18 protein-coding genes and 1 tRNA gene are annotated in these 21,744 nt (G+C 46.2%); 8 read left to right on the forward strand and 11 right to left on the reverse strand.

Going from position 1 to position 21,744, the window contains the following annotated elements:
* Nucleotides 1-173: 173 nt before the first annotated feature.
* A complete protein-coding gene (mgtE, locus tag J7J62_02030) occupies nucleotides 174-1,523 on the reverse strand; it encodes a magnesium transporter (GenBank protein MCD6123934.1) in 1,350 nt (449 codons plus the stop codon).
* An 89-nt stretch (nucleotides 1,524-1,612) separates the two neighbouring features.
* On the opposite strand from mgtE, the gene rdgB reads away from it, so the two are divergent.
* A complete protein-coding gene (rdgB, locus tag J7J62_02035) occupies nucleotides 1,613-2,224 on the forward strand; it encodes an RdgB/HAM1 family non-canonical purine NTP pyrophosphatase (protein MCD6123935.1) in 612 nt (203 codons plus the stop codon).
* A gap of 5 nt (nucleotides 2,225-2,229) precedes the next feature.
* Here the strand turns inward: rdgB and J7J62_02040 are convergent, their stop codons facing one another.
* The 3 genes from J7J62_02040 to rbfA all read right to left on the reverse strand — a co-directional run bounded on the left by J7J62_02040 (nucleotide 2,230) and on the right by rbfA (nucleotide 4,755).
* Nucleotides 2,230-3,357, reverse strand: a complete 1,128-nt coding sequence (locus J7J62_02040; protein MCD6123936.1) for an O-antigen ligase family protein — start codon at nucleotides 3,355-3,357, stop codon at nucleotides 2,230-2,232.
* 70 nt (nucleotides 3,358-3,427) lie between these two features.
* Nucleotides 3,428-4,402 (reverse strand): bifunctional oligoribonuclease/PAP phosphatase NrnA, encoded by a 975-nt coding sequence (locus J7J62_02045; protein ID MCD6123937.1) that lies wholly within the window; start codon nucleotides 4,400-4,402, stop codon nucleotides 3,428-3,430.
* The gene (gene rbfA / locus J7J62_02050; GenBank protein ID MCD6123938.1) at nucleotides 4,402-4,755 is read right to left on the reverse strand and encodes a 30S ribosome-binding factor RbfA; all 354 of its coding nucleotides are present in this window, start codon (nucleotides 4,753-4,755) and stop codon (nucleotides 4,402-4,404) included. The genes J7J62_02045 and rbfA overlap by 1 nt, the downstream gene beginning before the upstream one ends.
* 193 nt (nucleotides 4,756-4,948) lie before the next feature.
* On the opposite strand from rbfA, the gene J7J62_02055 reads away from it, so the two are divergent.
* A complete protein-coding gene (locus tag J7J62_02055) occupies nucleotides 4,949-8,134 on the forward strand; it encodes an isoleucine--tRNA ligase (protein MCD6123939.1) in 3,186 nt (1,061 codons plus the stop codon).
* A gap of 58 nt (nucleotides 8,135-8,192) precedes the next feature.
* Nucleotides 8,193-10,772 (forward strand): TIGR03960 family B12-binding radical SAM protein, encoded by a 2,580-nt coding sequence (locus tag J7J62_02060; protein MCD6123940.1) that lies wholly within the window; start codon nucleotides 8,193-8,195, stop codon nucleotides 10,770-10,772.
* Here J7J62_02060 and J7J62_02065 read toward each other — a convergent pair.
* Nucleotides 10,753-12,030 carry an acetate kinase gene (locus J7J62_02065; protein MCD6123941.1) on the reverse strand — a complete coding sequence of 426 codons (1,278 nt, stop codon included), beginning with the start codon at nucleotides 12,028-12,030 and terminating at the stop codon, nucleotides 10,753-10,755. The genes J7J62_02060 and J7J62_02065 overlap by 20 nt on opposite strands.
* 174 nt (nucleotides 12,031-12,204) lie before the next feature.
* Here J7J62_02065 and topA point away from each other — a divergent pair, with 174 nt between their 5' ends.
* The 5 genes from topA to J7J62_02090 all read left to right on the forward strand — a co-directional run bounded on the left by topA (nucleotide 12,205) and on the right by J7J62_02090 (nucleotide 16,365).
* Nucleotides 12,205-14,439 carry a type I DNA topoisomerase gene (gene topA, locus J7J62_02070; GenBank protein MCD6123942.1) on the forward strand — a complete coding sequence of 745 codons (2,235 nt, stop codon included), beginning with the start codon at nucleotides 12,205-12,207 and terminating at the stop codon, nucleotides 14,437-14,439.
* A gap of 89 nt (nucleotides 14,440-14,528) precedes the next feature.
* Nucleotides 14,529-14,921, forward strand: a complete 393-nt coding sequence (locus J7J62_02075) for a response regulator (GenBank protein MCD6123943.1) — start codon at nucleotides 14,529-14,531, stop codon at nucleotides 14,919-14,921.
* Between the two features lie 30 nt (nucleotides 14,922-14,951).
* Entirely contained in the window at nucleotides 14,952-15,254 is a 303-nt protein-coding gene (locus tag J7J62_02080; protein ID MCD6123944.1) for an Hpt domain-containing protein, read from the forward strand.
* Nucleotides 15,251-15,862 (forward strand): hypothetical protein, encoded by a 612-nt coding sequence (locus tag J7J62_02085; protein ID MCD6123945.1) that lies wholly within the window; start codon nucleotides 15,251-15,253, stop codon nucleotides 15,860-15,862. The genes J7J62_02080 and J7J62_02085 overlap by 4 nt, the downstream gene beginning before the upstream one ends.
* A gap of 2 nt (nucleotides 15,863-15,864) precedes the next feature.
* The gene (locus J7J62_02090) at nucleotides 15,865-16,365 is read left to right on the forward strand and encodes a prepilin-type N-terminal cleavage/methylation domain-containing protein (protein ID MCD6123946.1); all 501 of its coding nucleotides are present in this window, start codon (nucleotides 15,865-15,867) and stop codon (nucleotides 16,363-16,365) included.
* A gap of 26 nt (nucleotides 16,366-16,391) precedes the next feature.
* Here the strand turns inward: J7J62_02090 and J7J62_02095 are convergent, their stop codons facing one another.
* From J7J62_02095 to J7J62_02120, 6 genes are all read right to left on the reverse strand, one after another.
* Nucleotides 16,392-17,090 (reverse strand): hypothetical protein, encoded by a 699-nt coding sequence (locus J7J62_02095; GenBank protein ID MCD6123947.1) that lies wholly within the window; start codon nucleotides 17,088-17,090, stop codon nucleotides 16,392-16,394.
* Nucleotides 17,091-17,152: 62 nt separating this feature from the next.
* Nucleotides 17,153-18,361, reverse strand: a complete 1,209-nt coding sequence (yidD, locus tag J7J62_02100) for a membrane protein insertion efficiency factor YidD (GenBank protein MCD6123948.1) — start codon at nucleotides 18,359-18,361, stop codon at nucleotides 17,153-17,155.
* 26 nt (nucleotides 18,362-18,387) lie between these two features.
* Entirely contained in the window at nucleotides 18,388-19,302 is a 915-nt protein-coding gene (locus tag J7J62_02105) for a hypothetical protein (GenBank protein MCD6123949.1), read from the reverse strand.
* Between the two features lie 2 nt (nucleotides 19,303-19,304).
* Entirely contained in the window at nucleotides 19,305-19,748 is a 444-nt protein-coding gene (dut, locus tag J7J62_02110) for a dUTP diphosphatase (protein ID MCD6123950.1), read from the reverse strand.
* 46 nt (nucleotides 19,749-19,794) lie between these two features.
* Nucleotides 19,795-19,867: transfer RNA gene (locus tag J7J62_02115), tRNA-Thr, on the reverse strand.
* Nucleotides 19,868-19,920: 53 nt separating this feature from the next.
* Nucleotides 19,921-21,744: hypothetical protein (locus J7J62_02120; protein MCD6123951.1), on the reverse strand; the 1,824-nt coding region annotated here is incomplete at its 5' end.

Here is a 21,744-nt window from a genome sequence, read left to right on the forward strand (position 1 = left end):
TGTTTACATAATAACGGTTCGCGGCGAGCTCGTTTGCGAGGGAACTGTCACGCTGGCGAGGTAGTAGGCTCAAAAAATAAAACCTTAGCTTCCGCGGTCTCCGTTTTCTCCGTGGTTCCCGCGATTCAAGCTTCCCTCCTATCAGCTTAAGCTCTTATCGTTAGCTTTTGTTATCATAATATATTAAGCAGAACTGAGGCGACTACCATGTAGATGGTTAGCCCTATAACATCGTTGAATGTTGTGATGAATGGTCCTGTTGCGAATGCTGGGTCTGTGCCCAGCTTGTTGAATATGACTGGCAAGGTGCTTCCCACTGTAGCTGAGATGGTCATTGCAATTACTATAGCTACTGCCGCTACGAAGCCTACTTTGAGGTCTCCCCAGAACCAGCCGAGAAGAAAAAGTAACCCGCCCGTGATGACGCCCAGCGCAAAACCAGCAAAAATCTCGCGCAGGACTGTTTTAGAATGGATATCGGTGCCCCAGCGCGATAAGGCAATTTTTCGGATCATAACTGCAGCCGATTGCATCCCGACATTCCCGCCAAGTGCCATTATAAGCGGTATGAAGCTCGTTAGAAGAACGAAGTGGACTATGGTGCTCGAAAATGACTTCAGCACAAACCCCGAAACGAGTTCCCCAACAAACGCAACAAGAAGCCAGGGCATCCGCTTCCTTATGTCGTGAATCTCACCGCCTTCCTCAACTTCTATACCCACAAGTTTATATATATCCTTACTCGATTCCTCATCGGCTACATCCAATACATCGTCGATGGTTATTCGACCTAAAAGTTTACCCTCGCTGTCCACCACCGGCGCACTAACGATGTCCTTTCGGCGGAAAAGGTCAACCACATATTCCCTGTCCGCATCAACAGGCACCACCACATCTACAGGCTGAGCTATTTCGGCAAGTTTCTGGCCAGGGGCGGCTATCAAAAGCCTTTGTATCGGCACGAAGCCCAAAAGCTTCCCGTCGTCGTCAACTATGAATATCTGGAATATCTCCTCTATATCGTCGCCAAAACGAACAAGGTCGGCTATGGCTTGTGCGACAGTGTAATTTCCCGGGAGCGACTCCACCTCATGAGCCATTATCGCGCCAGCCGTTTCCCCGGGATGTGAGATAAGTTCTACGAGTTGCTCGGCAAGCTCCTGTGGCAAAAGTTTAAGAATATTTTCCCAGCGCCTTTCGTCAACCTCTCGAAGAAGCTCAGCAGCGTCATCCGATGGAAGTTCAGCAATGTAGCGGGCAAGTTTTTCGTCAGAAAGTCGTTCAACTATAGCGCCCCTAAGCTCAGGGTATAACAACATCAATGTTTCCGCAGCGATAGCGTCGTCCATACACTCCAGTATCCACTGACACTCGGATGGGTCGTCAAGTATATCCAGAAGCTCAGCAACGCCGTCAGGGGAAAGTTCCTCAACAAGTTTGCATACGCCCTCTTTATCCCCGCTCTCGTATAAATGTTCGAGTTGGTCGAGGATATCCCTTATTTTGAGCTCGTCCCTTTCCATAGCCTTTTATGATAAAAAATCGATTTAATTCTTGTTGACAAAGAAAAAAGGAGCGATTTTAGAAAATAACTAAAATTTTGGGGTAAGAAATGCCCAAGGTTGTTCTTGCGACATCCAACAAGCATAAATTTTTCGAGATAAAAAATATTCTCCTGCCTGAGGAATTAGGCATTGAACTTCTTTTTGGTGGGGAATTGGTCGATAGTGCTCCCGCAGAGACTGGTTCGACATTTTTTGAGAACGCACTTATCAAAGCAAGGTTTTATGGGCAGAAAACCAATATGCCTGCGCTCGCGGATGATTCCGGCCTTGTGGTGCCTGCGCTCGGAGGTAAACCAGGTATAATGTCTGCTCGCTTCGCCGGCGAGGGCTGTACATACGAGGACAACAACAGAAAGCTTCTTAGAATGATGGAAAGCCTGCCCGATAAAATGAGGGAAGCTAAATTCGTCTGTGTGGCTGTTTTGTGGCTTCCTTATGGGGAGGTGTTTTCCACAAAGGGCGAGCTTCACGGCAAAATAACCCGCGAACCGAGAGGAACGGGTGGTTTCGGATACGACCCTGTGTTCGAGTTGCCTGACGGAAAAACGGTAGCAGAGCTTTCTCCCCAAGAAAAAAATGCCATAAGCCATCGCGCAAAAGCATTCAAAAAGATGCGCAAGTTGGTTATCGAGCTTATAAAGTCTGGCAAGATAGGTTGAGAGTGCTATGTTTTGCTTTCATCGTAGCCCGACGAACCCCCCTTGGAACCTGCCAGAAGCCCTAAAACGAAAAAAATATCTATTGCCTCGGGAGGTTTTATAAGCTGCTCATCGAAGAAATTACCAATGAGAATTGCTGCGAATCCCCACATAAATGCTTTGCCGATTTTGCCCCTTTTGCTCAGCATCGAAAGAATAGTCCAGAAAATCAGCAATACCAGTGCTATGCCGATGATGCCGCCTTCTGCCATAATGGTCAGGTATAGATTATGCAAATGTTTCAGATCGCCGGCTTTGAAGTCTATAAACAAATTTTCCCGCTTGATTCTTGAGATGTAGTCATCCCTCGTTTGAAGTTGTCCCGGACCAATTCCGAAAAGGGGATTTTCCGAAAGTGCCCAATGTGCAACCTTCCATCTATTAAGTCTTGCTATTACTGCCATATCAACGCCTTTTACGGCTTTTTCAATTCTCGTTTTGGGAGCTGAAAGGAGCAGCACCGAACCAACGAAGACAAAGAACGCAACGAGAAAATTTAACATCATCCTTTTGCTGAAGGCTCCTCTTACAAAGTGTTGAATAAATATCCCAGCAGATGATAGCGTGAAAGCGATGTAGTATCCTCTCGAACCAGTAAGTCCGAGTCCCAGCCCAAAAATAAGCTCCAGCAGGAAATTAAAGCTTCCGCCCATGACTAAAAATGCGGGCAGGAAGAAGGCTAAAAGCGACGCGAAGTCATTATGATGGTTAAATCCCCATAGCATTCCTTCAGCCCAAATTTTTTCGCCGAATATCTGTTGCGGGAAAAGACCGACAGCGGCAAGCAAACCCAAAATTATGATAAAAGTTAGCGTAATAAAATGCAGTTTAAAGAATAATTTTATTTGCCTTGCGATAAGAATCCCAAGGACAAACGGAAGCAGCCAGTGTGCAATTAAATTAATAAGTGAGAGCATCGTGAGGAAGGGTTTTGGAGTAAACATTCCTCTTATTGTCCAGTAGGCCAAAAAAGCGAGGATCGCAACTATAACTTTGCGTGCTGAAGACCACACTCGTGAGCTAAAAAGCGCTGGAATCGCAAAAATTGAGCAGATATAACCGAAAACATGCGAGAACGGCAGACCGACCGCCATTAAAAACAATATTATGGTGCTTAAAAATGGCTTTCGTGAGGTACTCACTGAAGTGCTTTTTTTGCTTTTTTCAGGCAAAACTCTTCTTTTTAAGGTCTCTTTCTATCTCCCGTAATATCGTTTCTTTTGCGCTTTTAAGGGAGCCGTAAATAGTGCAACCAGCAGCGTTTTTGTGTCCACCGCCGCCGAAGAGTTGTGCGATGCGGCTTACATCTATAGCTCCACGGCTTCTAAGCGACACCTTAACTTTATCGTCATCCACCTCTTTGAAAAGAGCTGCAACCTCGACCCCTTTTATCGCTATGGCAAAGTCCACTATGCCTTCGGAATCGTTTACTCTTGTGCCGAATTCTTGCGCATTCTTGTGGTCAAGCACCATGAAAGCCACTTTACCGTCGGAAAGAATTTTGAGATTGCACAATGCTATTCCCACATTCTTAAGATAGGATGGGGAATAGTTACAGTATAAAGCTTCGCTTATTTTTTTCGGGTCTGCGCCAGCTTCCTGAAGTTCAGCGGCTATGTGGAAAATGTTGGGCTTGGTGTTAACAAACGAGAATCTTCCCGTATCCGTCAGGATAGCTGTGAAAAGTCCTGTAGCGCTTATTTCGTCAAGCTCGAGTCCAAGCTTTTTAATAAGGTAATAAACCATTTCTCCGCAGGCAGCGGCGTTTTCGTCAACCCAGTTCATTTCACCGAACATCATATTCCCTACATGATGGTCTATGTTAACTATCGGCACCGATGGTGGCGAACCATAGACTCCCCAATCTATTCGGTCTGGCGAGGAGCAGTCGATGACTACAGCAAGCTCGGGATTTGGAAGAAGTTCGCGATAGGGAAGAAGCATTTCGGCAAGAAAACTATACTTATCGGGTATGTTGCTGTCGAGGGGAACGAAAATGTTTTTTCCTGCTTTGCTAAGTGCTCTTGCGAGTCCCAGAACGCTTCCGAGCGAATCCCCATCAGGTTCTATGTGGCTTGTTATTACTATGGAGTTGTAGGTTTTGATGGCCGAAAGAATCTGTTCCGGAACATTAACCATTACTCACCGTCTTTATGAGTTAATTCCTCGATAATCATCTCTATTCTCTGTGCGCGCTCCATGGTATGGTCCGGGACGAATTCGAGTCTTGGCGTTACTTTAAGAATGAGTCTTTGTGCAACGAGCCGCTGAATGTATCCCTTGGCTTTTTTAAAACCGTCCTCGGCTTCCCGCCAAACCTCTTCATCGCCTATAACGCTCCAGTAAACCGTCGCATTTCTTAAGTCTTTTGATACATCGACCCCGGTTATAGTTATAAGTCCACCAAGACGAGGGTCTCTTATTTCGTCCCGAAGAATCTTGCTTATTATCTTGGCTATTATCCCGCCTATTTGCTCAGTTCGCTTGCTCATTTCGTATTAAAATAATCCTGTTAGAATATCTCAATATGAGGATATTGCAATAAAAATTTTGCTTTCGGTTGATTAACCAGAACTTTTTTTAATAACTTAAATCTGGGCATTTATAATATGAAAACTTGATTTTGCTTGACTTTGGGAGTATATAAAAGTTTAATGGTTCTTTGCCGGGCAAAAGGAGGATTAAATGTCATACAGGAAACTGCCAAGGGAATTCACGCAAACCGACCTTGAGAACGAGGTTCTCGACTTCTGGGATCGCGAGCGGATATTCGAGAAGACGCTTGAAGCAACGAGCAAGTATCCCCGCTTCAATTTTTACGAGGGTCCGCCCACTGCGAATGGCAAACCGGGCGTGCATCATGTTATTTCGCGCACTATAAAGGACATCGTGTGCCGTTATCAAACGATGAGAGGGCATTTTGTCGAGCGCAAGGGTGGCTGGGATACTCATGGACTGCCGGTTGAGATAAGTGTTGAGCAAGAGCTCGGGCTGAAGTCGAAAAAAGAGGTTCTAAAATACGGTGTGAAAAAGTTCAATCAGGCGTGCAGGGAGAGTGTTTTTAGATACCTAAAAGAGTGGGAATGGATTACCCGTCGCATAGGTTATTGGCTCGACCTCGAAAATGCATACATAACTTACAATCCCGAATACATTGAGTCCGTATGGTGGATACTCGCCCAATACTTTAAAAAAGGGCTTATTTATCGTGGATATAAAGTTTTGCCCTATTGTGCTCGATGCGGAACAGGATTGTCGGACCATGAGGTGGCGCTTGGATACCGCGATGTTGAAGACCCCTCGGTTTATGTGATGATGAAAGTGATTTCCCCTCTCCCCGGTGATTCATCTCCGCCAGAAAACACTTACTTCCTCGTCTGGACAACGACGCCGTGGACATTGCTGTCGAATGTGGCATTAGCTGTTCATCCCGATTACGATTATCTTCTGGTCGAATACGAGGGCAAAAATCTGATTCTTTTAAGCGAACGAGCAGACCCTGTGCTTGGTGAGGGGAACTATAAAGTGCTGCGGAGATTCAAGGGTAAGGAGCTCTTCGGAATAGATTATGAGCCACTCTACAAGTTTGTCGATACAAAGGAGCGTTCTCACTATGTTATAACTGCGGATTTCGTGACCACAGAGGATGGAACAGGTATAGTTCACATAGCGCCTGCGTTTGGGCAGGAAGACTTTGAGGTGAGAGAGCAGTATGACCTGCCGCTGGTTCAGCTCGTCAACGATGACGGGATAATAAAGGATGATGCCAAGCCTTTTGCAGGCTTATGGTTTAAGGATGCAGACCCAAAAATCCTTGATGATTTAAGGACACGTGGATTGCTTTTCAGGGATGAGACCATAGTCCATTCTTATCCCTTCTGCTGGCGATGTGATTCGCCGCTTTTGATGTATGCTCGCTCGAGCTGGTACATTCGCACCACCGCATACAAGGATAAAATGATCGCGGAGAACGAAAAGATAAAGTGGTATCCTCCTCAAATCGGGGCTGGAAGATTTGGCGAATGGCTTAGAAACAATATTGACTGGGCTATTTCGCGTGAACGATTCTGGGGAACGCCGCTCAACATATGGATTTGCGAAAAGTGTGGACACATGCATGCTGTGGAATCCTTCGAGGAGTTGAAGAAGATGTCCCTTAATCCGATTCCAGACGACTTCGACTTCCACAAGCCCGATGTCGATGAGGTTACGCTTGCCTGCCCAAAGTGCGGTGGCGTGATGAAAAGAACTCCTGAGGTTATAGACTGCTGGTTCGACAGCGGCGCTATGCCGTTCGCGCAATATTCGTATCCTTTCAGAATAAGCGAAGTAGAGTTCTCGAAAAAGTTCCCCGCAGATTTCATAGCTGAAGGAGTGGACCAGACGAGAGGATGGTTCTATACGCTTCTTGCCATATCAACATTCCTTAAGGGCAGGTCACCATACAAAACTGTTGTCTCGATAGAGCTTGTTCTGGATAAAAATGGTCAGAAAATGAGCAAGTCCAGAGGAAATGTTGTTGACCCTGTGGATGTTATATCCAAGTTTGGTGCAGACCCACTCAGATGGTATTTTATCATAACGAGTCCGCCTTGGCTGCCGACGAGATTTGATGAGGACGGTGTTTATGAGGTTTTGCGAAAATTTTTCGACACCCTTAAAAACACATACAATTTCTTCGCTCTTTACGCCGATATTGACGGTTTCGTTCCTGATGGCACGCTGCCCGAGAAGTTCAATAATATAATGGATAGATGGCTTATATCGCGGCTGAACACGCTTAAAACTAATTATCTTGAGTGGATGGATGATTACCAGATGACGCGTGCTGCGCGGGCGGTGCAAAAATTCGTTATAGACGAGCTCTCGAACTGGTATGTAAGGCGTAACAGGCGTCGATTTTGGGCATCAGGACTTGATGAGGACAAGGTTACTGCCTACAAAGTGCTCTGGTATGCGTTAAAAACTGTTTGTGAACTTACGGCGCCATTCGCACCTATGACTGCGGAGTTCTTCTGGCGCGAGCTTACCGCACCACTAAGAGAAAAGGTTGGGGAATCAGTTCACATGGTCCAGCTCACAAAAGGCATGGAGCAATTCATTGATAAGGAGCTTGAATCACAAATGGAGACTACCGTAAAGCTTGTTGAGTTGGGTAGAGCAGCCCGCAACAAGGCAAAAATTAATATAAGGCAACCTCTGGGCAGAATGGTTGCCGTAGTTCCCGACGATGTTGCTATCGCTGATGAACTTGTCGCTATAATAAAGGATGAATTGAACATAAAAACTCTTGAGTTCACGAGCAGGGCTGACGAATTTATCGAGTACAGGGCGAAGCCTAATTTCAAAGTTCTTGGGAAGCGTTTTGGCTCGTCTATGCCGAAGGTTAGCGAGGCTTTGTCCAACCTTTCATCGGATGCGGTTCGTGCTGGGCTTGAGCGCGGTGAGTGGGAAATAACGGTTGATGGCGTTAAGTATCGTCTTTCCACGGATGAGGTGCAGGTTGAGGCGCTTGGCAAGGGTGACTTCGCCGTTGCATCGGAGAAGAATTTTGCGGTTGCACTCGATGTAAGGATAACACCCGAACTTCGCGCAGAGGGTATCGCACGCGAGGCGGTCAATAGAATTCAAAACACCAGAAAAGAAGCAGGACTTGAGGTCACGGATAGGATAATTCTTTCGCTTGTTTCCGACGATGACGAGATAGTGAACGCTTTGAAGAAGCACACCGACTCGATTGCTGCTGATACACTGGCTGTTGAGGTTAAATTCGCCCCTCTTGAGGACGCAACCTACTCAAAAGAGTGGAAACTCGGCAGTTCCAAACTCGTTATAATGCTTAAAAAAGCCGACTGGAAGCCAAATAAGTAAATATATGCGTTAAATTAACGCCCGCTTATTCTTTGATTTTTACCAATCTGCCGATTCCATGAGTCTCTGGAGTGAAATAGAGTCCATACTGCCCCTCGTCGAAAAACCCGCGCGTTACATTGGCAGCGAGCGAGGTTCGGTCGTAAAGGCGCATGAGGGAAGAGCTACATTTGCGCTTGCTTTTCCCGAAGTTTACGAACTTGGTGCAAGCCATTTCGGTGGGCTTATTATTTATAACATTCTCAATTCCGAGGACGACATAGTTTGTGAGCGGGTTTACATGCCGTGGGAGGATATGCGTGCAAAGCTTATTGAGCGCAAAATTCCTCTTGTAACTTTAGAGACGAAAACCCCGTTAAAAGACTTCGATGTCGTCGGTTTTTCCCTTGAGCACGAGCTTTCGTACACGAATGTGTTGGACATGCTTAATCTGGCGGGAATACCTATTACCTCGGTTTCTCGCGGTGAGGATGACCCGATAGTTATTGCGGGTGGTGTTTCGGCTTTTAACCCTGAGCCTATGGCGCTTTTCTTTGACGCATTCTACATCGGCGATGCCGAAGTGAACCTCGTTGATGTCGTGAGATTTATAGGTCGAAACAAAGGCAAAATCCCCCGCAGAGAATTGATACGAGAGCTCGCGAGGTTTGATGGAATATATGTGCCCGCTCTTTATGAACCAAGATTTATCGATGGGCGATTTGATGGTTTCGAAGTAGAAGATGAAGCACCCTACCCAGTTAAGGCTAACATAGCGCCAGAGCTTAAGGACGAGTTTTACCCCAAGCCGCCGATAATACCATGGATAGAAGTAGTTCACAATAGGCTAAGAGTGGAGATAAACCGCGGTTGTCCCAAGGGATGCAGATTTTGTCAGGCAGGCTTTGTATATCGTCCTAATCGCGAACGCGAGGTGGAAAGCATAGTATCTGAGCTGAGGCGGAACTACGAACTAACTGGATGGGCACAAATAGGTGTTTTGTCGCTGTCAGCGACCGATTATTCTAACATTATTCCACTTATCGATTCACTTAGACCCTGGATAGAGCATGAGAACATAGAGTTTTCGTTGCCTTCGATAAGACCTGAAAAGCTTTCTCATGAGACATTTCGGCTAATAGGTTTCATGCGCAAAACAGGGCTTACTTTTGCTCCTGAAGCTGGTACTGAACGCCTTCGTGCCGTTATAAACAAACCTTATGACATAGATAAACTCTACTGGGCTTGCGAGAAGGCATTTCAGCTTGGATGGCGTGGGGTTAAGCTTTACTTCATGATCGGCTTGCCCACGGAAACTGACGAGGACCTTTTCGGGATAGTGGAAATACTCCGCAATGTCTCGCGAATAGCAAAGCGATTCAAGTCCAATGTTAGAGTTACTGTATCGCCATTCGTGCCCAAACCGCACACGCCTTTCTCGTGGGCGAGGCAAATCGACGCCACTGAAATAAAAAGAAGAGGGTGGCTAATAAAGAGCAGGTGCCCGGGAAATGTTAATGTGGACCTTCGGCGCGCCGAAGTATCCATACTCGAAGGTATTCTCTCCCGTGGTGATAGAAGACTTGGCGATGTGATAATGCGCGCGTGGCAGAAAGGTGCCATAAACGCCGCGTGGAAGGAATCATTTAAACCTGAGTTGTTTTTCGAGGCGATGAGTGAGTGCGGATTATCTGTCGATGAATTTCTTCGGGAGCGGGAGACTAACGAACCTCTCCCCTGGGATGTTATCGATAAAGGGATAAAACGGGAATTTCTTATTGCGGAATACAATCGTGCCTTGTTGGGCAAAACTCTGCCCCCATGCGATACAAGGAATTGTGAGAAATGCGATTTCTGCGATATACCCCCGCAAAGGATTGCCGAGCCTGCCAAAATAAAGATTGATGGCGGAGAAGAATTTATTGAGTATGGCCGATTTCCAAGGCGTAAGGGAAAAGAGGGAAGGATATTCGCACCCTACATTCGCATAAAGTATAGACGATGTGGTATGATGCGATTCCTTGGGCACCTTGATGTCGTGCGGTTGTGGGAAATGTCGCTTAGGCGAGCCAAAGTTCCGGTTTCAGTGAGTGAAGGGTTTCACAAACATTTGCGCATAACATATGGACCGCCGTTGCCGCTTGGTGCGGAAAGCGAAGCAGAATATATGGACATTAAGCTTTCCAAACCAATAGGTGAACATACGATAGCACGATTATCATCTACACTTCCTGATGGAATGGATGTGATATCATATAAGGCTCTTAACGCCAAACCTGCACCACTTCAATCGGTTGTTTCGGCTGCGCTCTGGGAATGCAAACTACAGCTTCAACCGGAAAGGCTTGAGGAAGTTTTTTCATGGGCAGAAAAGCAGGCTCAAATACCAGTTAAGAGGCACAAAAAAACACTTGACATAAGACGATTTCTTCTTGGGTGGCGTGTCCAGCCTGGCGATGGTAGTTCGAAACTTATGCTTCTTCTTATGGCGGGTGACAGGGGCAGCGGGCGGCCGCAGGAGTATCTTTCAGCATACGGGATTTCTGAAGATATTATTGCCGTGTCGCGGTTCGTGAGAAAGGAGCTTCTAATTCCGGTCAAGGACGGTTATGTTAATCCCTTCGGTGAGCGAGTTGATGTTAGTTTTTTTGGGACTTAGGATTGTTTTTCCCGTTGGAGTATTGCTCGCACGGCTCATCGAGACTTATCGGTTCGAAATGGCGTCTAACTATTCTTTCGGTTTCGAGTGCTATAACGAGCTCCTCGTTGGTGGGTATGACCAATGTCCGCACTCTGGCATCTTCTGTTGATATGTCTTTTTCAATCCCTCTTGCAGCGTTGTTTTTATCCCTATCTATTTTTATTCCCAAGAATTCGAGTCCCTCGACCGATTTTTCGCGCACTTCGGGGCTGTTTTCGCCGGCACCTGCAGTAAAGACAATCGCATCCACTCCACCCATAGCGGCAGCATATGCACCAATGTACTTCTTAACCCTGTAGCAGTAAATTTCGAATGCTAATTTTGCGCGCTCGTTGCCTTTTGATGCTGCCTCGAGAACGTCCCTGAGGTCGTTCGACACGCCAGATACGCCGAGTAAACCGCTTTTTTTGTTGAGGATGTTGTTTATTTGCTCGAGCGATAGATTTTGTTTTTCCATGAGGAACATTACGATGGCTGGGTCGATATCGCCGCAGCGCGTGCCCATAGCGAGACCCTCAAGAGGCGTGAACCCCATCGAAGTATCCACCGACTTACCGAATTTTACAGCTGTTACTGAGGCACCGTTGCCAAGGTGTAAAGTTATAATGCGGAGTTTGGTTATCGGCTTTCCGAGAATCTCGGCTGCACGGTGCGAAACATAGTAATGGCTCGTCCCATGAAATCCGTAGCGGCGAATTCTATATTTTTCGTAATACTCGTATGGAATAGGATAAATATAGGCTACTGGTTCCATTGTCTGATGGAAAGCGGTATCGAAAACAGCAACCTGAGGCACGCCGGGCAAAATTTTTTCGCAGGCTTCTATTCCCAGAAGGTTCGGCGGATTGTGAAGTGGTGCGAGTTCAATGCATTCACGTATCGCTTCTTTAACCTTTGAATTTATTAATGCAGACTCTGAAAATTTCTCGCCACCATGGACCACTCTGTGACCAACGGCATCTATTTGGCTTATCGACTTTATAACGCCGTATTCAGGGTGAACCAATGCATCAAGGGCGAGTTTTATTGCATCAGCGTGGGTTATTTTCCCCTCAGGTTTTATTTTTATAGTGTGGTTGTTTGTCCTGTGTTCCAGCAATGGATTGTCAATCCCAATGCGTGAAACTAAGCCCCTTGCGCGCATACTGTTTATTTTCATATCCCATAGCTGGTATTTTACCGATGAACTACCTGAGTTTAAAACCAACACAATCATTTCACTTCCTCCCTGATATTGCAAACCGTGAAAATAGCTAAAACTTATACAAAATTATAGAAACTCAAGTTCCATTCAAGATTTTTCGCTCCTAACTTTAGAAATTAAGAAATAAATTTAATACTTGCAAACTTATTTTAGTTTTTTTAATTTCCTGATTCACAAAACAGTATAATGGCAAAGAAAGTAGTAATAGTCGAATCGCCAGCAAAAAGCCGCACCATAAGCAAATATCTCGGCAAGGATTTCGTGGTAGTAGCCTCGATGGGGCACATAATCGATCTCCCGGAAAACGAACTTGCAGTGGATGTAGAACGCGGTTTTAAGCCGCGATATATAATAATTCCCGGCAAGAAGAAAATTCTTGATAGGATAAAGAAGGTCGTTCTCGATGCCGAGGCAGTTTATCTCGCATCCGACCCCGACCGGGAGGGTGAAGCTATAGCGTATCACATTGCGCACACACTTGGACTTGAGGACAAAGCATTCCGAGTGCTTTTTAACGAGATAACCAAGCGCGCTGTGGTCGAGGGCATAAAGAATCCCGGCAAAATCGACATGAACAAAGTCTACGCGCAGCAGGCGAGGAGAATACTCGATAGACTCGTCGGCTATAAGGTTAGCCCGCTTCTCTGGCGGATAATGAAAAAAGGGCTTTCTGCAGGAAGAGTTCAGTCGGTCGCGCTCAAAATACTTGCCAAGCGCGAAAAGGAGATAGCCGAATTCGTTCCAAAGGAATTCTGGACGATAGATCTGATTTTAGAAAAAGATGGCTCACAGTTTGAGGCAAGAGTCAAACTATTTCGTGGGAAAAAACTCGAAATCCCCAACGAGTCTGAAGCAAAAAAACACGGTGAGGCTATTCGCAAGATAAATGAGCTTATAGTAAAGTCTGTTGAGCGCAAGAGAGGACGACGAAATCCGCTTCCGCCATTTGTGACGAGCACACTTCAGCTTGAGGCGTTCCGCAAGCTGGGGTTCTCGACGAAAAAAACGATGCAGCTTGCGCAGCAGTTATACGAAGGAGTTGAGCTTGGCGATGAAGGACCTACGGGGCTTATAACTTACATGCGAACTGATTCGGTAAGAGTCGCGGACATAGCAAGGGCTGCTGCGAGGAAGTTCATAAAGGAGAACTTTGGCGAGGAGTATGTTGGTTTTGGGAAATTCAAGTCGCCCAAGGGGGCGCAGGAGGCTCATGAGGCTATTCGTCCCACTATGCCTTCGCGGACTCCGCAAAACGTTAAACCTTACCTGACGAAGGATCAGTACAGGCTTTACGAGCTTATCTGGCGAAGGTTCATAGCGTCACAAATGGCTCCAGCTGAGCTTGAGAGAATCACTGTGAAAATTTCTTGCGGCGAGTATGAGGCGGAAACTAAAGCCGTTAAAGTGCTTTTTGATGGCTTCATGAGGGTCTGGAAAGTTAAACTTGCAGAATCGGAAGACGAAAGGGAGGATAAACTCCCCGAACTTGAGGAAGGTGACCCGGTTAGACTCGTCGATGTGAAATCGGCACAGCATTTTACGAAGCCGCCGCCAAGGTTTACCGAGGGAACGCTCGTTAAGGAACTCGAATCACAGGGAATAGGCAGACCGAGCACTTACGCTCAAATAGTGTCAACTCTTCTTGAGAGGAAGTATGTGGTTTCCAGAAAAAGAAAGCTCCATGTTACCGAGCTTGGAATGGCGGTCAACGAACTTCTTCAGAAGATGTTCCCTGATGTTTTCGAGGAGAAGTTCACGGCAAGAATGGAAGAAGAACTCGATAAAGTCGAGGTTGGAGATAAAAGCTGGCAGCAGGTTCTTGAGGAATTCTACGAACCGTTCGCCAAAAAGCTTGAGCAGGCATCGCGTAACCGCAAAGAGCTCAAGGATTCACTCATCAAAACTCTGGACCGCAAGTGTCCCGTATGCGGAGCGCCGCTCGTTGTGAGGTGGGGCAAGTTCGGACAATTCATCGCATGCTCAAACTATCCAGAATGTAAATACACCGAACCTCTTGATAAAGCCGAGAACCAACGTAAGGAACCGATTACACTTGATGAAAAGTGCCCCGAGTGTGGTGCGCCGCTCGTTATAAGATATAACCGCTCGGGTGGACGATTCATTGCGTGCTCAAATTATCCTAAGTGCAAGTATACTCGCTCTTTGACGCTTGAGTTTCCGTGTCCCAAGCCGGATTGCGATGGCTTTCTGGTTGAGCGTACCTCGAAGCGCGGCAAAATTTTTTACTCCTGCAGCAACGAAAGCTGTGACTTCGTTGCATTTGACGAGCCGACAGGCGAGCTGTGCCCGAAATGTGGTGCGAAGACAACATTCATAAAACATAACAAAAAGGGTGATATAAGATATTGTGCTATATGCGAGTGGAAGTCAAAAATTAACCAAAAGACTAATAAAGAGTAGCATTCTTCGTGAAAATATAGGATGAACTAGGAAATAATTTGTTGCGCATGAATGCGATAGATATATAATGATAGCTAAAGGAGGGCTAAATGGGACTCAGGATACTTCTCGTTGAGGATGACCCTAACATCAGGATGGTTGCGAAAACCAGCCTTACTTTTGGAAGTGACAATGAGGTAGTAGAGGTCGAAAACGGGAAAAAGGCATTAGAATTGCTACGAGAAAAGGATAACAATTTTGACATAATACTTCTCGATGTTATGATGCCCGAGATGGACGGTTTTACTGCGTTGTCCCAAATAAAGACTGACCCAAAACTAAGGCATATACCTGTTGCTATGCTTACAGCAATGGCTCAGAAGGCTGATATAGAAAGAAGCATAGAACTCGGAGCTGATGGTTATATTGAAAAGCCCTTCGACCCAATAAATTTGCCCAAACAGGTTGAGGATATATATAAAAGATGCAAGAAGGGAGAGTAATATATTATATAGGCGGAGATGTAGTGGATCATGGAGGATTTCAACGAGATTTTTAGCAATTTAAGAAACGAATACATACAACAAATTGGGGAGGATATTTCCCTTCTTATTTCCCGTCTTAAGGAAGGCTCTTTTGACGGGCCTGACATTAGGAACATAGCGCACAAAATCCGTGGCAGCGCCGGGACATACGGTATCCCGGAACTAAGTGAACTTGCAGCGAAAGCCGAAGATGAACTTAAAAAAGATGAGCCTTCAGGTGAGCTCCTGAGACAAATTGGAGAAGAAATGGAGAAACTTTATAATAAACTAAAAATAGGGGATAAAAAATGAAGTGTTATTACCATCCAGACAGAGATGCAGTAGCCACCTGTAGCGTATGCGGAAAACCCATTTGCGAGGACGATATTGCGATAAGGGAAGGCGACAAGGTTATCTGCACGATGTGCGCGATAGCATACGAAGTCGAGAAGGAAGCTAAGGGCAAAGAGGAAGCAGCGAAGAAAGCAGAGGAACTGAAAAAAGCCGAGGAACGTAAAAAAGCCAGAGCAGCAAGGAAACGCCTAACCATAATACTTTTTGTTGGGATAATTCTTATTGGTGCCGAGCTCGGATTTTACATTTCGCAGAGAAGGCTTCCTAAAGAAACGGTCGTTTACGAGCCACCACCCGAAATAGCGAATCCAAGTCCAGATAATCCCGCCACCGTTTTGATTGTTTACCAAGGGCTTATAAAGTATTACACTGCTTACAAAACATATCCTGCTGACCTTGGGGAACTTATAAAAGAAAAATTCATACCTGAAACATATAAGCCATTGATAGATAAGGGCGCTTTCGTTTACGAAACAGATGGTAAGAGTTTTAGTATAGGGCTTGCGGAAGGCGACACGACAAAACTTAGAAGCCTTCCTGAAAGCGAAATAATACCGGGGAAATAAAAATGAGAGCAAAAAGAAAAAGATCTGGGTTTACTTTGATTGAGCTTTCCACCGCTGTAGTGATAATAGGCATTCTTGCGGGGCTTTCAGTCCCGACATATCGCGCAGCGGTCGCGAAAGCAAAAAGGACGGAAGGGTTAATCCAGCTAAAAAGCTTCTGGAAAGCGCAGGAGGCTTATTTCGCTGAACATGGGCAGTGGTACGCCAAATATGTCAGAAGCTGGGGCAGATACACTTTCGGATACCTTTATATTCCCGCTGGGAAAAGATATTATATAAAAGAACTGGGAATCGAAATCCCCGAGGGGCACAGATATGCTATGTGGTGTTACTGGTATATGATAAAGGGAAGAAGTGCAAGGTTTTACACCTACATCTGGGCTTCTGGAAGACGGTGGGACATCGACGGCGACAGATACTTCGATGAGTGGATGATAGACACGAATGGCAAAATAAGATGCATATTCGATGACATCTCAAATTCGTACTGCAGACGAAGGTGAGTCAACAACTTGTTTGAAAAACTTACTTATTTCAAATCGGTTCTTTTCGTTAGCACTGGTTTTTGGCTTTTTTCGTAAAGTTTACCAAAAATTACTCCTACCCTGAAGTAGAATCCGCCTATTTCCTTGGGCTCGAATGGATGTTCTTTTTTGAGTCTTACAATGTAGTACCAATATTTACCGTTTTGCCCTGCGAATGGGAGATGCCAGCCTACCCCAGCTTGAACCGCAAATTTATCTGTAAATTGATATGCTATGGACATGTCCGGATTAAGGAAAGCATAAAATTGCCTGTCACCATCGTTGTCTCCGAATGCATCGTCGATGTATGTTACAAAGACTCCACCGCCTACGCCCAATCCAGCTGCGATATTAATTTTTTTGAATTGATAGTATAACTCAGGCATTACTGCTATGCTCATATCGCCGAAGCCTACTCCGCCACTGTCCGACAACATCGCTTTCCACGGACCTTCTGTGTCCCAGTAGCCGAGAGTGAATACCCCGCCAAGTCTCAGGAAATAATTTATCGTGCCGAAACCCGAGATGCGCATGGCTATCATTCGCTTACTTCTTATTGGAAAGTCTTTCTCCTCGGCAGTAACGAACGCGGAGTCATTGTCGACAGAACGATTGAGGTAGAAAAAACCACCTCCACCACTTGCGCCGAGAGCAAGGCCAAAAAGCATGATGAAACACATAGCCAAAAACAGTTTATCCCTCATGATGCCTTCCCCCTAATTTTTTTATAAGATATTACCAACGGTGTTTTAATCAAAGCGAATTATTATGGCAGCCACTCGTTATCGACAAGTTTGCCATTGTTTCCCACAACATAATAATTTGCCGCGAAGGGATTGCATCGGGTTAACCTGTCCGCGGTGATAATAAACGCCGAAAGTGGATTGCGTTTTTTGAACGCAAGTGTTGAGAATTTTGAGCAGCTAATTTCGAACTGACATTCCTGGGCATCCTGCGTCGTTATGAATTTCTGGTATATTGCAAGCGCACCAAGGGCAGCAACGCTCGCGCCGTTTAACCATTGCGGCTCGATGTCGGAATCGGTTAGCTCGCTTTTTCCTTTATTTTCCGATACTGTATTTCCATTCGCCAAAAAAGTTTCCATAAGCATTGTTATAGCTTGTTTCCAACTTTTCTCGTTGAACATTTCAGCATCTTTTTGAGCATTGGTCATTCCGCCGAAGTAATATCTGCTCCACCCCATGACGAAAACGAAAGCGGACTCAGTGATGTAGCCCCTAATAAGTGGTGATATGGTCAGGTAGCCAAGGACACCGTTAATAAGGGCTGAGTTTAGCCCGCCAGCGATGTTTCCAGCGTAAATCTGGCCCAAACCTGGAATTATTCCTGAAAGCCACCTCGCCAGAAATGGGGAACGGGCGTCGAATTCCTTTGAATGAAGGTCGAGCCAGCGCTTAATGCCGTATGCCCGCGATGCATAGAATGGGTTTCTCACCGACGAGTTCGCAACATAGCTGAAGTCCTCGCACGCTCTTTTCAGATTGCCCGCGAGCAAGTGAAACCAGCCTCGCCAGAAAAGTGTCTCAAACCTGTTTTCGGGGAAGTCGCGATTTAGCTCATCGAGAACATAGATTCCGTTTTCCACACCCGAATGCATCATAACGGCAAGAGCCGATAGAAGCTTGGCACGATAGGCTACATCGTTTTCCGTTGTTGTCAGCGCAAGTTTTCCAAGCACATGCTCAGCAGCTTTGAATTTTCCAGCTCTTATAAGAGCCAATGCCCGCTGGTATTTTGCGTAGTCGCCCGTTCGCGTCATCGGATAGAGCCAGCCGATAATTTGATATTCCTGCTGTGCTGCATCGAATTCGCCCATGGAAAAAAGCGAATCAGCAAATTCAGTTTCCCAAGGTGGTTCGATGGGGTTATCGAATGCAGGAGTGGAAAGTGCTCGCTCAAAAAAAGCCAAAACTAATGAGGTATCCTGCCCAAAACAAATGCTCAGGGCAATCATAATAAAGCTGATTTTAGAGAAGCTTTTCATTTGAATCCATATCCTAATGCGAAACTTATTGTAGCCCCGAGGTTTCTGGTTTGGCTTGCGCATCCTATAAGTTCGAATCCTTTGACTTTTTGCGCAACGCCAAGTGAAAATGTCCGCCCATTAAATCCACCTGCCAGCGCTGTCGAAGTCGGAAACCTAAGCTCAACCCCGACCCCAGGGTATTGAATGCCATACTCGTAGTTGAAGTGGTCTTCGACAAAAAATGTGGCTGTTATATCCTTTTTCAGGGTTTTCTTGAGCTTTCCTCCAAGCCAAAGACTTGGTGAATGAAACTCGTGCAAGCCATCATTCCAGAAAATGTTGTATGTGGTTATATCCTTCACAAGCGCGGCTATACTGATGTTAGTCGAGAGGTCCCATCGTGCGCCGATGCTACCCGAGAATCCCCACCCACTGAGGTTTTCGGGAACATGCTTTGCCACAAAAGTCACTGATGCGCCAAACGAAACATCCTCAAAAACCTTTTTAGCACCACCTATATCGGTCCAGAGTGCATAGTGGTGTTCCTCGCCGACTACCACAGGTGGATTGTCGGCTGAAAGCGGCTTTAGCGGATTTGTGAGGTCTGTCTTTTTGATTGAGCCGCCCATGTATGCTACAGTTGCACCAAAACTAAGACCTGCGGCTGAAAAAGTTGCACCAAAAGCGATAGCGTTAAACAAACCGGAATAAACCGAACCGCCGCTTAATCCAAAAGTTTTTTCCGGCATTTCTGAGAGGAGAGCAGGGTTTGCCGATGCGGATAGTGCTCCCCAATCGCCTACCGCTCTCACGCCTCCAAGCGCCTGTGACCATGCCCAGATGGGGAAAAGACGCTCATCAGAGTAAGTTAGCGTAAAAGCCGATAAAAGTAGCATTATAATAAATGCTATCTTTAGAGAAGTTTTCATTTCTAAACTCCCGTGCTTCCAAACCCACCTTCGTTGCGGACGGTGGGGATTAATTCCTCAACGAGTTCGAATTCGCAGGAGTAAACTCGCGATATAATCATCTGAGCCACTCTATCGCCATTTTTTATTGTGACTTCCTCGTTGCCAAGATTGGCGAGAATAACTCTTACCTCACCCCTGTAATCGCTGTCTATTGTTCCCGGTGAGTTGAGCATTGCCAGTCCAAACCTAAGCGCTAACCCGCTTCTTGGACGGATTTGTGCTTCAAAACCCTCGGGCAACTCTATGATGAAACCTACAGGTATGGCTTTCCACTCTCCGGGGCGAAGAATTATCGGCTCTGGTAGCCTTGCAAAAAGGTCGTAACCTGAGGAACCCGGAGTCATTTTCCTTGGCAACATGCCGCCGGGCAAAAGTTTCAGCCTAACATTTATTGAATCGCTCATGGCAAACTAATTTAGCCGAAATAGGGGTTGCGCACAAATAAAAATTAGCTGGCGGTGGGACTTGAACCCACAACCTGCGCATTACGAGTGCGCTGCTCTACCGACTGAGCTACGCCAGCTTTTGAAATTCATATTTAGCGTAAATCGCCCGATTCGCAACAGAAAAATTTGCTCATTCGCCTATCCGAAGGACGCCGTTGCCGTTAACGAAGATGAAGTATCCCTTTCCGGGAAGAAGTTTCTCAACGCGAACATAAGAGGTATCGTCGGCGTCGTAAGCGTAAACATATCTGTATGAACCGAGAAGCCCGGATGGATATGTCCTGAGGTTGCGAACCGGAATGTTCGAAGGAGTAGCGGGAACCCCGATAAGATTCCAGCCTGTGTGAACAGGAATGTCAAACGACCTTGCAGGTAGTCCGCCGCTTATTTCATACATCGTGTCGGCGAGCGAAAGAACCCAATAGCCATATCCCGGCTCGATGGTATATGCTCGTTCGTATATGAATCCTCCGCTCTCCTCGTCGTAAACCCACCTGTAGGCAAAGCTATCCGCGGATGTCGGAAAAACATTTATTATTGAGTCGTTCGGGAGATAGACTGGTGTGCTTACAAGGTTCCAGCCCCGCCTGAGGCGGAAATAGGCAGTGTTCATGTTGTATACGATTACTGCTCTTATCATGTATGCTGTGTCGGCTATATTGGTCCATGTTCCACCCGAATAGTCGAATGCGCGTTTCCCCACGCCTGCATCGAACCCTAATCCGAAATACATGTCGCCACATATAGCTGTTGCCACGAAGGGTTTGTCCACCACTATGGTTCGCCAGCTCGATACATTAACCGAGCGCCAGCCTGTTGATGTGGCGGAAAGCATGGCAGGCCAATCAATCCAGAGCAACTCGGGCATCGTATCGTCACCAAGCGTCCATATCTGGGGTTTGAACTGCCCGGTTCTATTGACTCGGAAAAGTAGCGCCTGAAGTTTGCCCACACCATCCGGATAAAGCGCGGCACCAAAACCGTTATATATCGACCACGAAACCAGTCCTTCTGGTATGCCGTCGTCGTTTTTTAGAGTATCCATATTAGTGTAGCCCGATGCCGAGTCTCTTGGAACGGCGTAAGCAATATTTGAAAAACATGAGTACCCCGGCAGGTCGTGTCCCGTTGTATCGTGATATGCCTTGACAGCATAGTAGTATGGTTTGTCGTTTGTGACTGTTAAGTCGGTGAACGATGTATCGGTGGACGAGCCAACTATAGACATCGATGTAGTGTCAGGAACTGTGTCGCGATACACGACATAGTGGTCAACACCTGTTGGCAACATGAAGTAGGCTTCTTCGGTTGGCGGGGATTCAGCAGTGAAAACCCTTTTTTCAGAGGGCAATTCTCTTAGAAATCTGCTTCCTCGATAGAAAACAAGCGCTCTTATGTGATAATCTCCCGGGAAAGAGTCGAGGCTAAAAGTGGCGTGGTTGTACATCCAGCTTCTGCCTGTTGGTATCGTGTCGGCGAAAACGAAATGGGGATAGCTATCTACGGGAGCGATCTTTTTTATGCCTATATGGAATTCCTCGCTGTCGGAGAACGCGAGTCCATGAGCAGATAGGTCCACTACTTGCCAGCCAGTAACGAGGACGGTTGTTTCGGGATGGGAAAGAAGGGGCGAAAAATAGTTAGGTGTCCCGTAACCATTGTCGGGGTAGACATTGATGACCACTTTGACCCAAGGCCACGGGTTCCAGGCGTTGAATTTTACTGCCATAAGAGAGCAGCGGTGTGTTGGCGTGAATCTTACCGAGATTATATCGCCAGCTTGGGCACTGTCCACAAGTCCGCCAGTGCCATCGTCGTAGAAAAGCTCAGTAAGGATTACTCTTATAAGCGGTGGTCGCCAGAAAAGTTGCACGCGCGCATTAAGGTTGCTTATTGCTGTCAGCTCTCTCGGCGGATTCTGAGCGATAATAAGAGAACAAAAAATTACTATCAG

The sequence above is a fragment of the bacterium genome, assembly GCA_021159335.1.
Taxonomy (GTDB): domain Bacteria; phylum UBP14; class UBA6098; order B30-G16; family B30-G16; genus JAGGRZ01.

Coding starts and splice junctions, on each gene's coding strand:
- mgtE (MCD6123934.1), bottom strand. CDS start 1,523: ATGGAAAGGGACGAGCTCAAAATAAGGGATATCCTCGACCAACTCGAA.
- rdgB (MCD6123935.1), top strand. CDS start 1,613: ATGCCCAAGGTTGTTCTTGCGACATCCAACAAGCATAAATTTTTCGAG.
- J7J62_02040 (MCD6123936.1), bottom strand. CDS start 3,357: ATGGCGGTCGGTCTGCCGTTCTCGCATGTTTTCGGTTATATCTGCTCA.
- J7J62_02045 (MCD6123937.1), bottom strand. CDS start 4,402: ATGGTTAATGTTCCGGAACAGATTCTTTCGGCCATCAAAACCTACAAC.
- rbfA (MCD6123938.1), bottom strand. CDS start 4,755: ATGAGCAAGCGAACTGAGCAAATAGGCGGGATAATAGCCAAGATAATA.
- J7J62_02055 (MCD6123939.1), top strand. CDS start 4,949: ATGTCATACAGGAAACTGCCAAGGGAATTCACGCAAACCGACCTTGAG.
- J7J62_02060 (MCD6123940.1), top strand. CDS start 8,193: ATGAGTCTCTGGAGTGAAATAGAGTCCATACTGCCCCTCGTCGAAAAA.
- J7J62_02065 (MCD6123941.1), bottom strand. CDS start 12,030: ATGATTGTGTTGGTTTTAAACTCAGGTAGTTCATCGGTAAAATACCAG.
- topA (MCD6123942.1), top strand. CDS start 12,205: ATGGCAAAGAAAGTAGTAATAGTCGAATCGCCAGCAAAAAGCCGCACC.
- J7J62_02075 (MCD6123943.1), top strand. CDS start 14,529: ATGGGACTCAGGATACTTCTCGTTGAGGATGACCCTAACATCAGGATG.
- J7J62_02080 (MCD6123944.1), top strand. CDS start 14,952: ATGGAGGATTTCAACGAGATTTTTAGCAATTTAAGAAACGAATACATA.
- J7J62_02085 (MCD6123945.1), top strand. CDS start 15,251: ATGAAGTGTTATTACCATCCAGACAGAGATGCAGTAGCCACCTGTAGC.
- J7J62_02090 (MCD6123946.1), top strand. CDS start 15,865: ATGAGAGCAAAAAGAAAAAGATCTGGGTTTACTTTGATTGAGCTTTCC.
- J7J62_02095 (MCD6123947.1), bottom strand. CDS start 17,090: ATGAGGGATAAACTGTTTTTGGCTATGTGTTTCATCATGCTTTTTGGC.
- yidD (MCD6123948.1), bottom strand. CDS start 18,361: ATGATTGCCCTGAGCATTTGTTTTGGGCAGGATACCTCATTAGTTTTG.
- J7J62_02105 (MCD6123949.1), bottom strand. CDS start 19,302: ATGAAAACTTCTCTAAAGATAGCATTTATTATAATGCTACTTTTATCG.
- dut (MCD6123950.1), bottom strand. CDS start 19,748: ATGAGCGATTCAATAAATGTTAGGCTGAAACTTTTGCCCGGCGGCATG.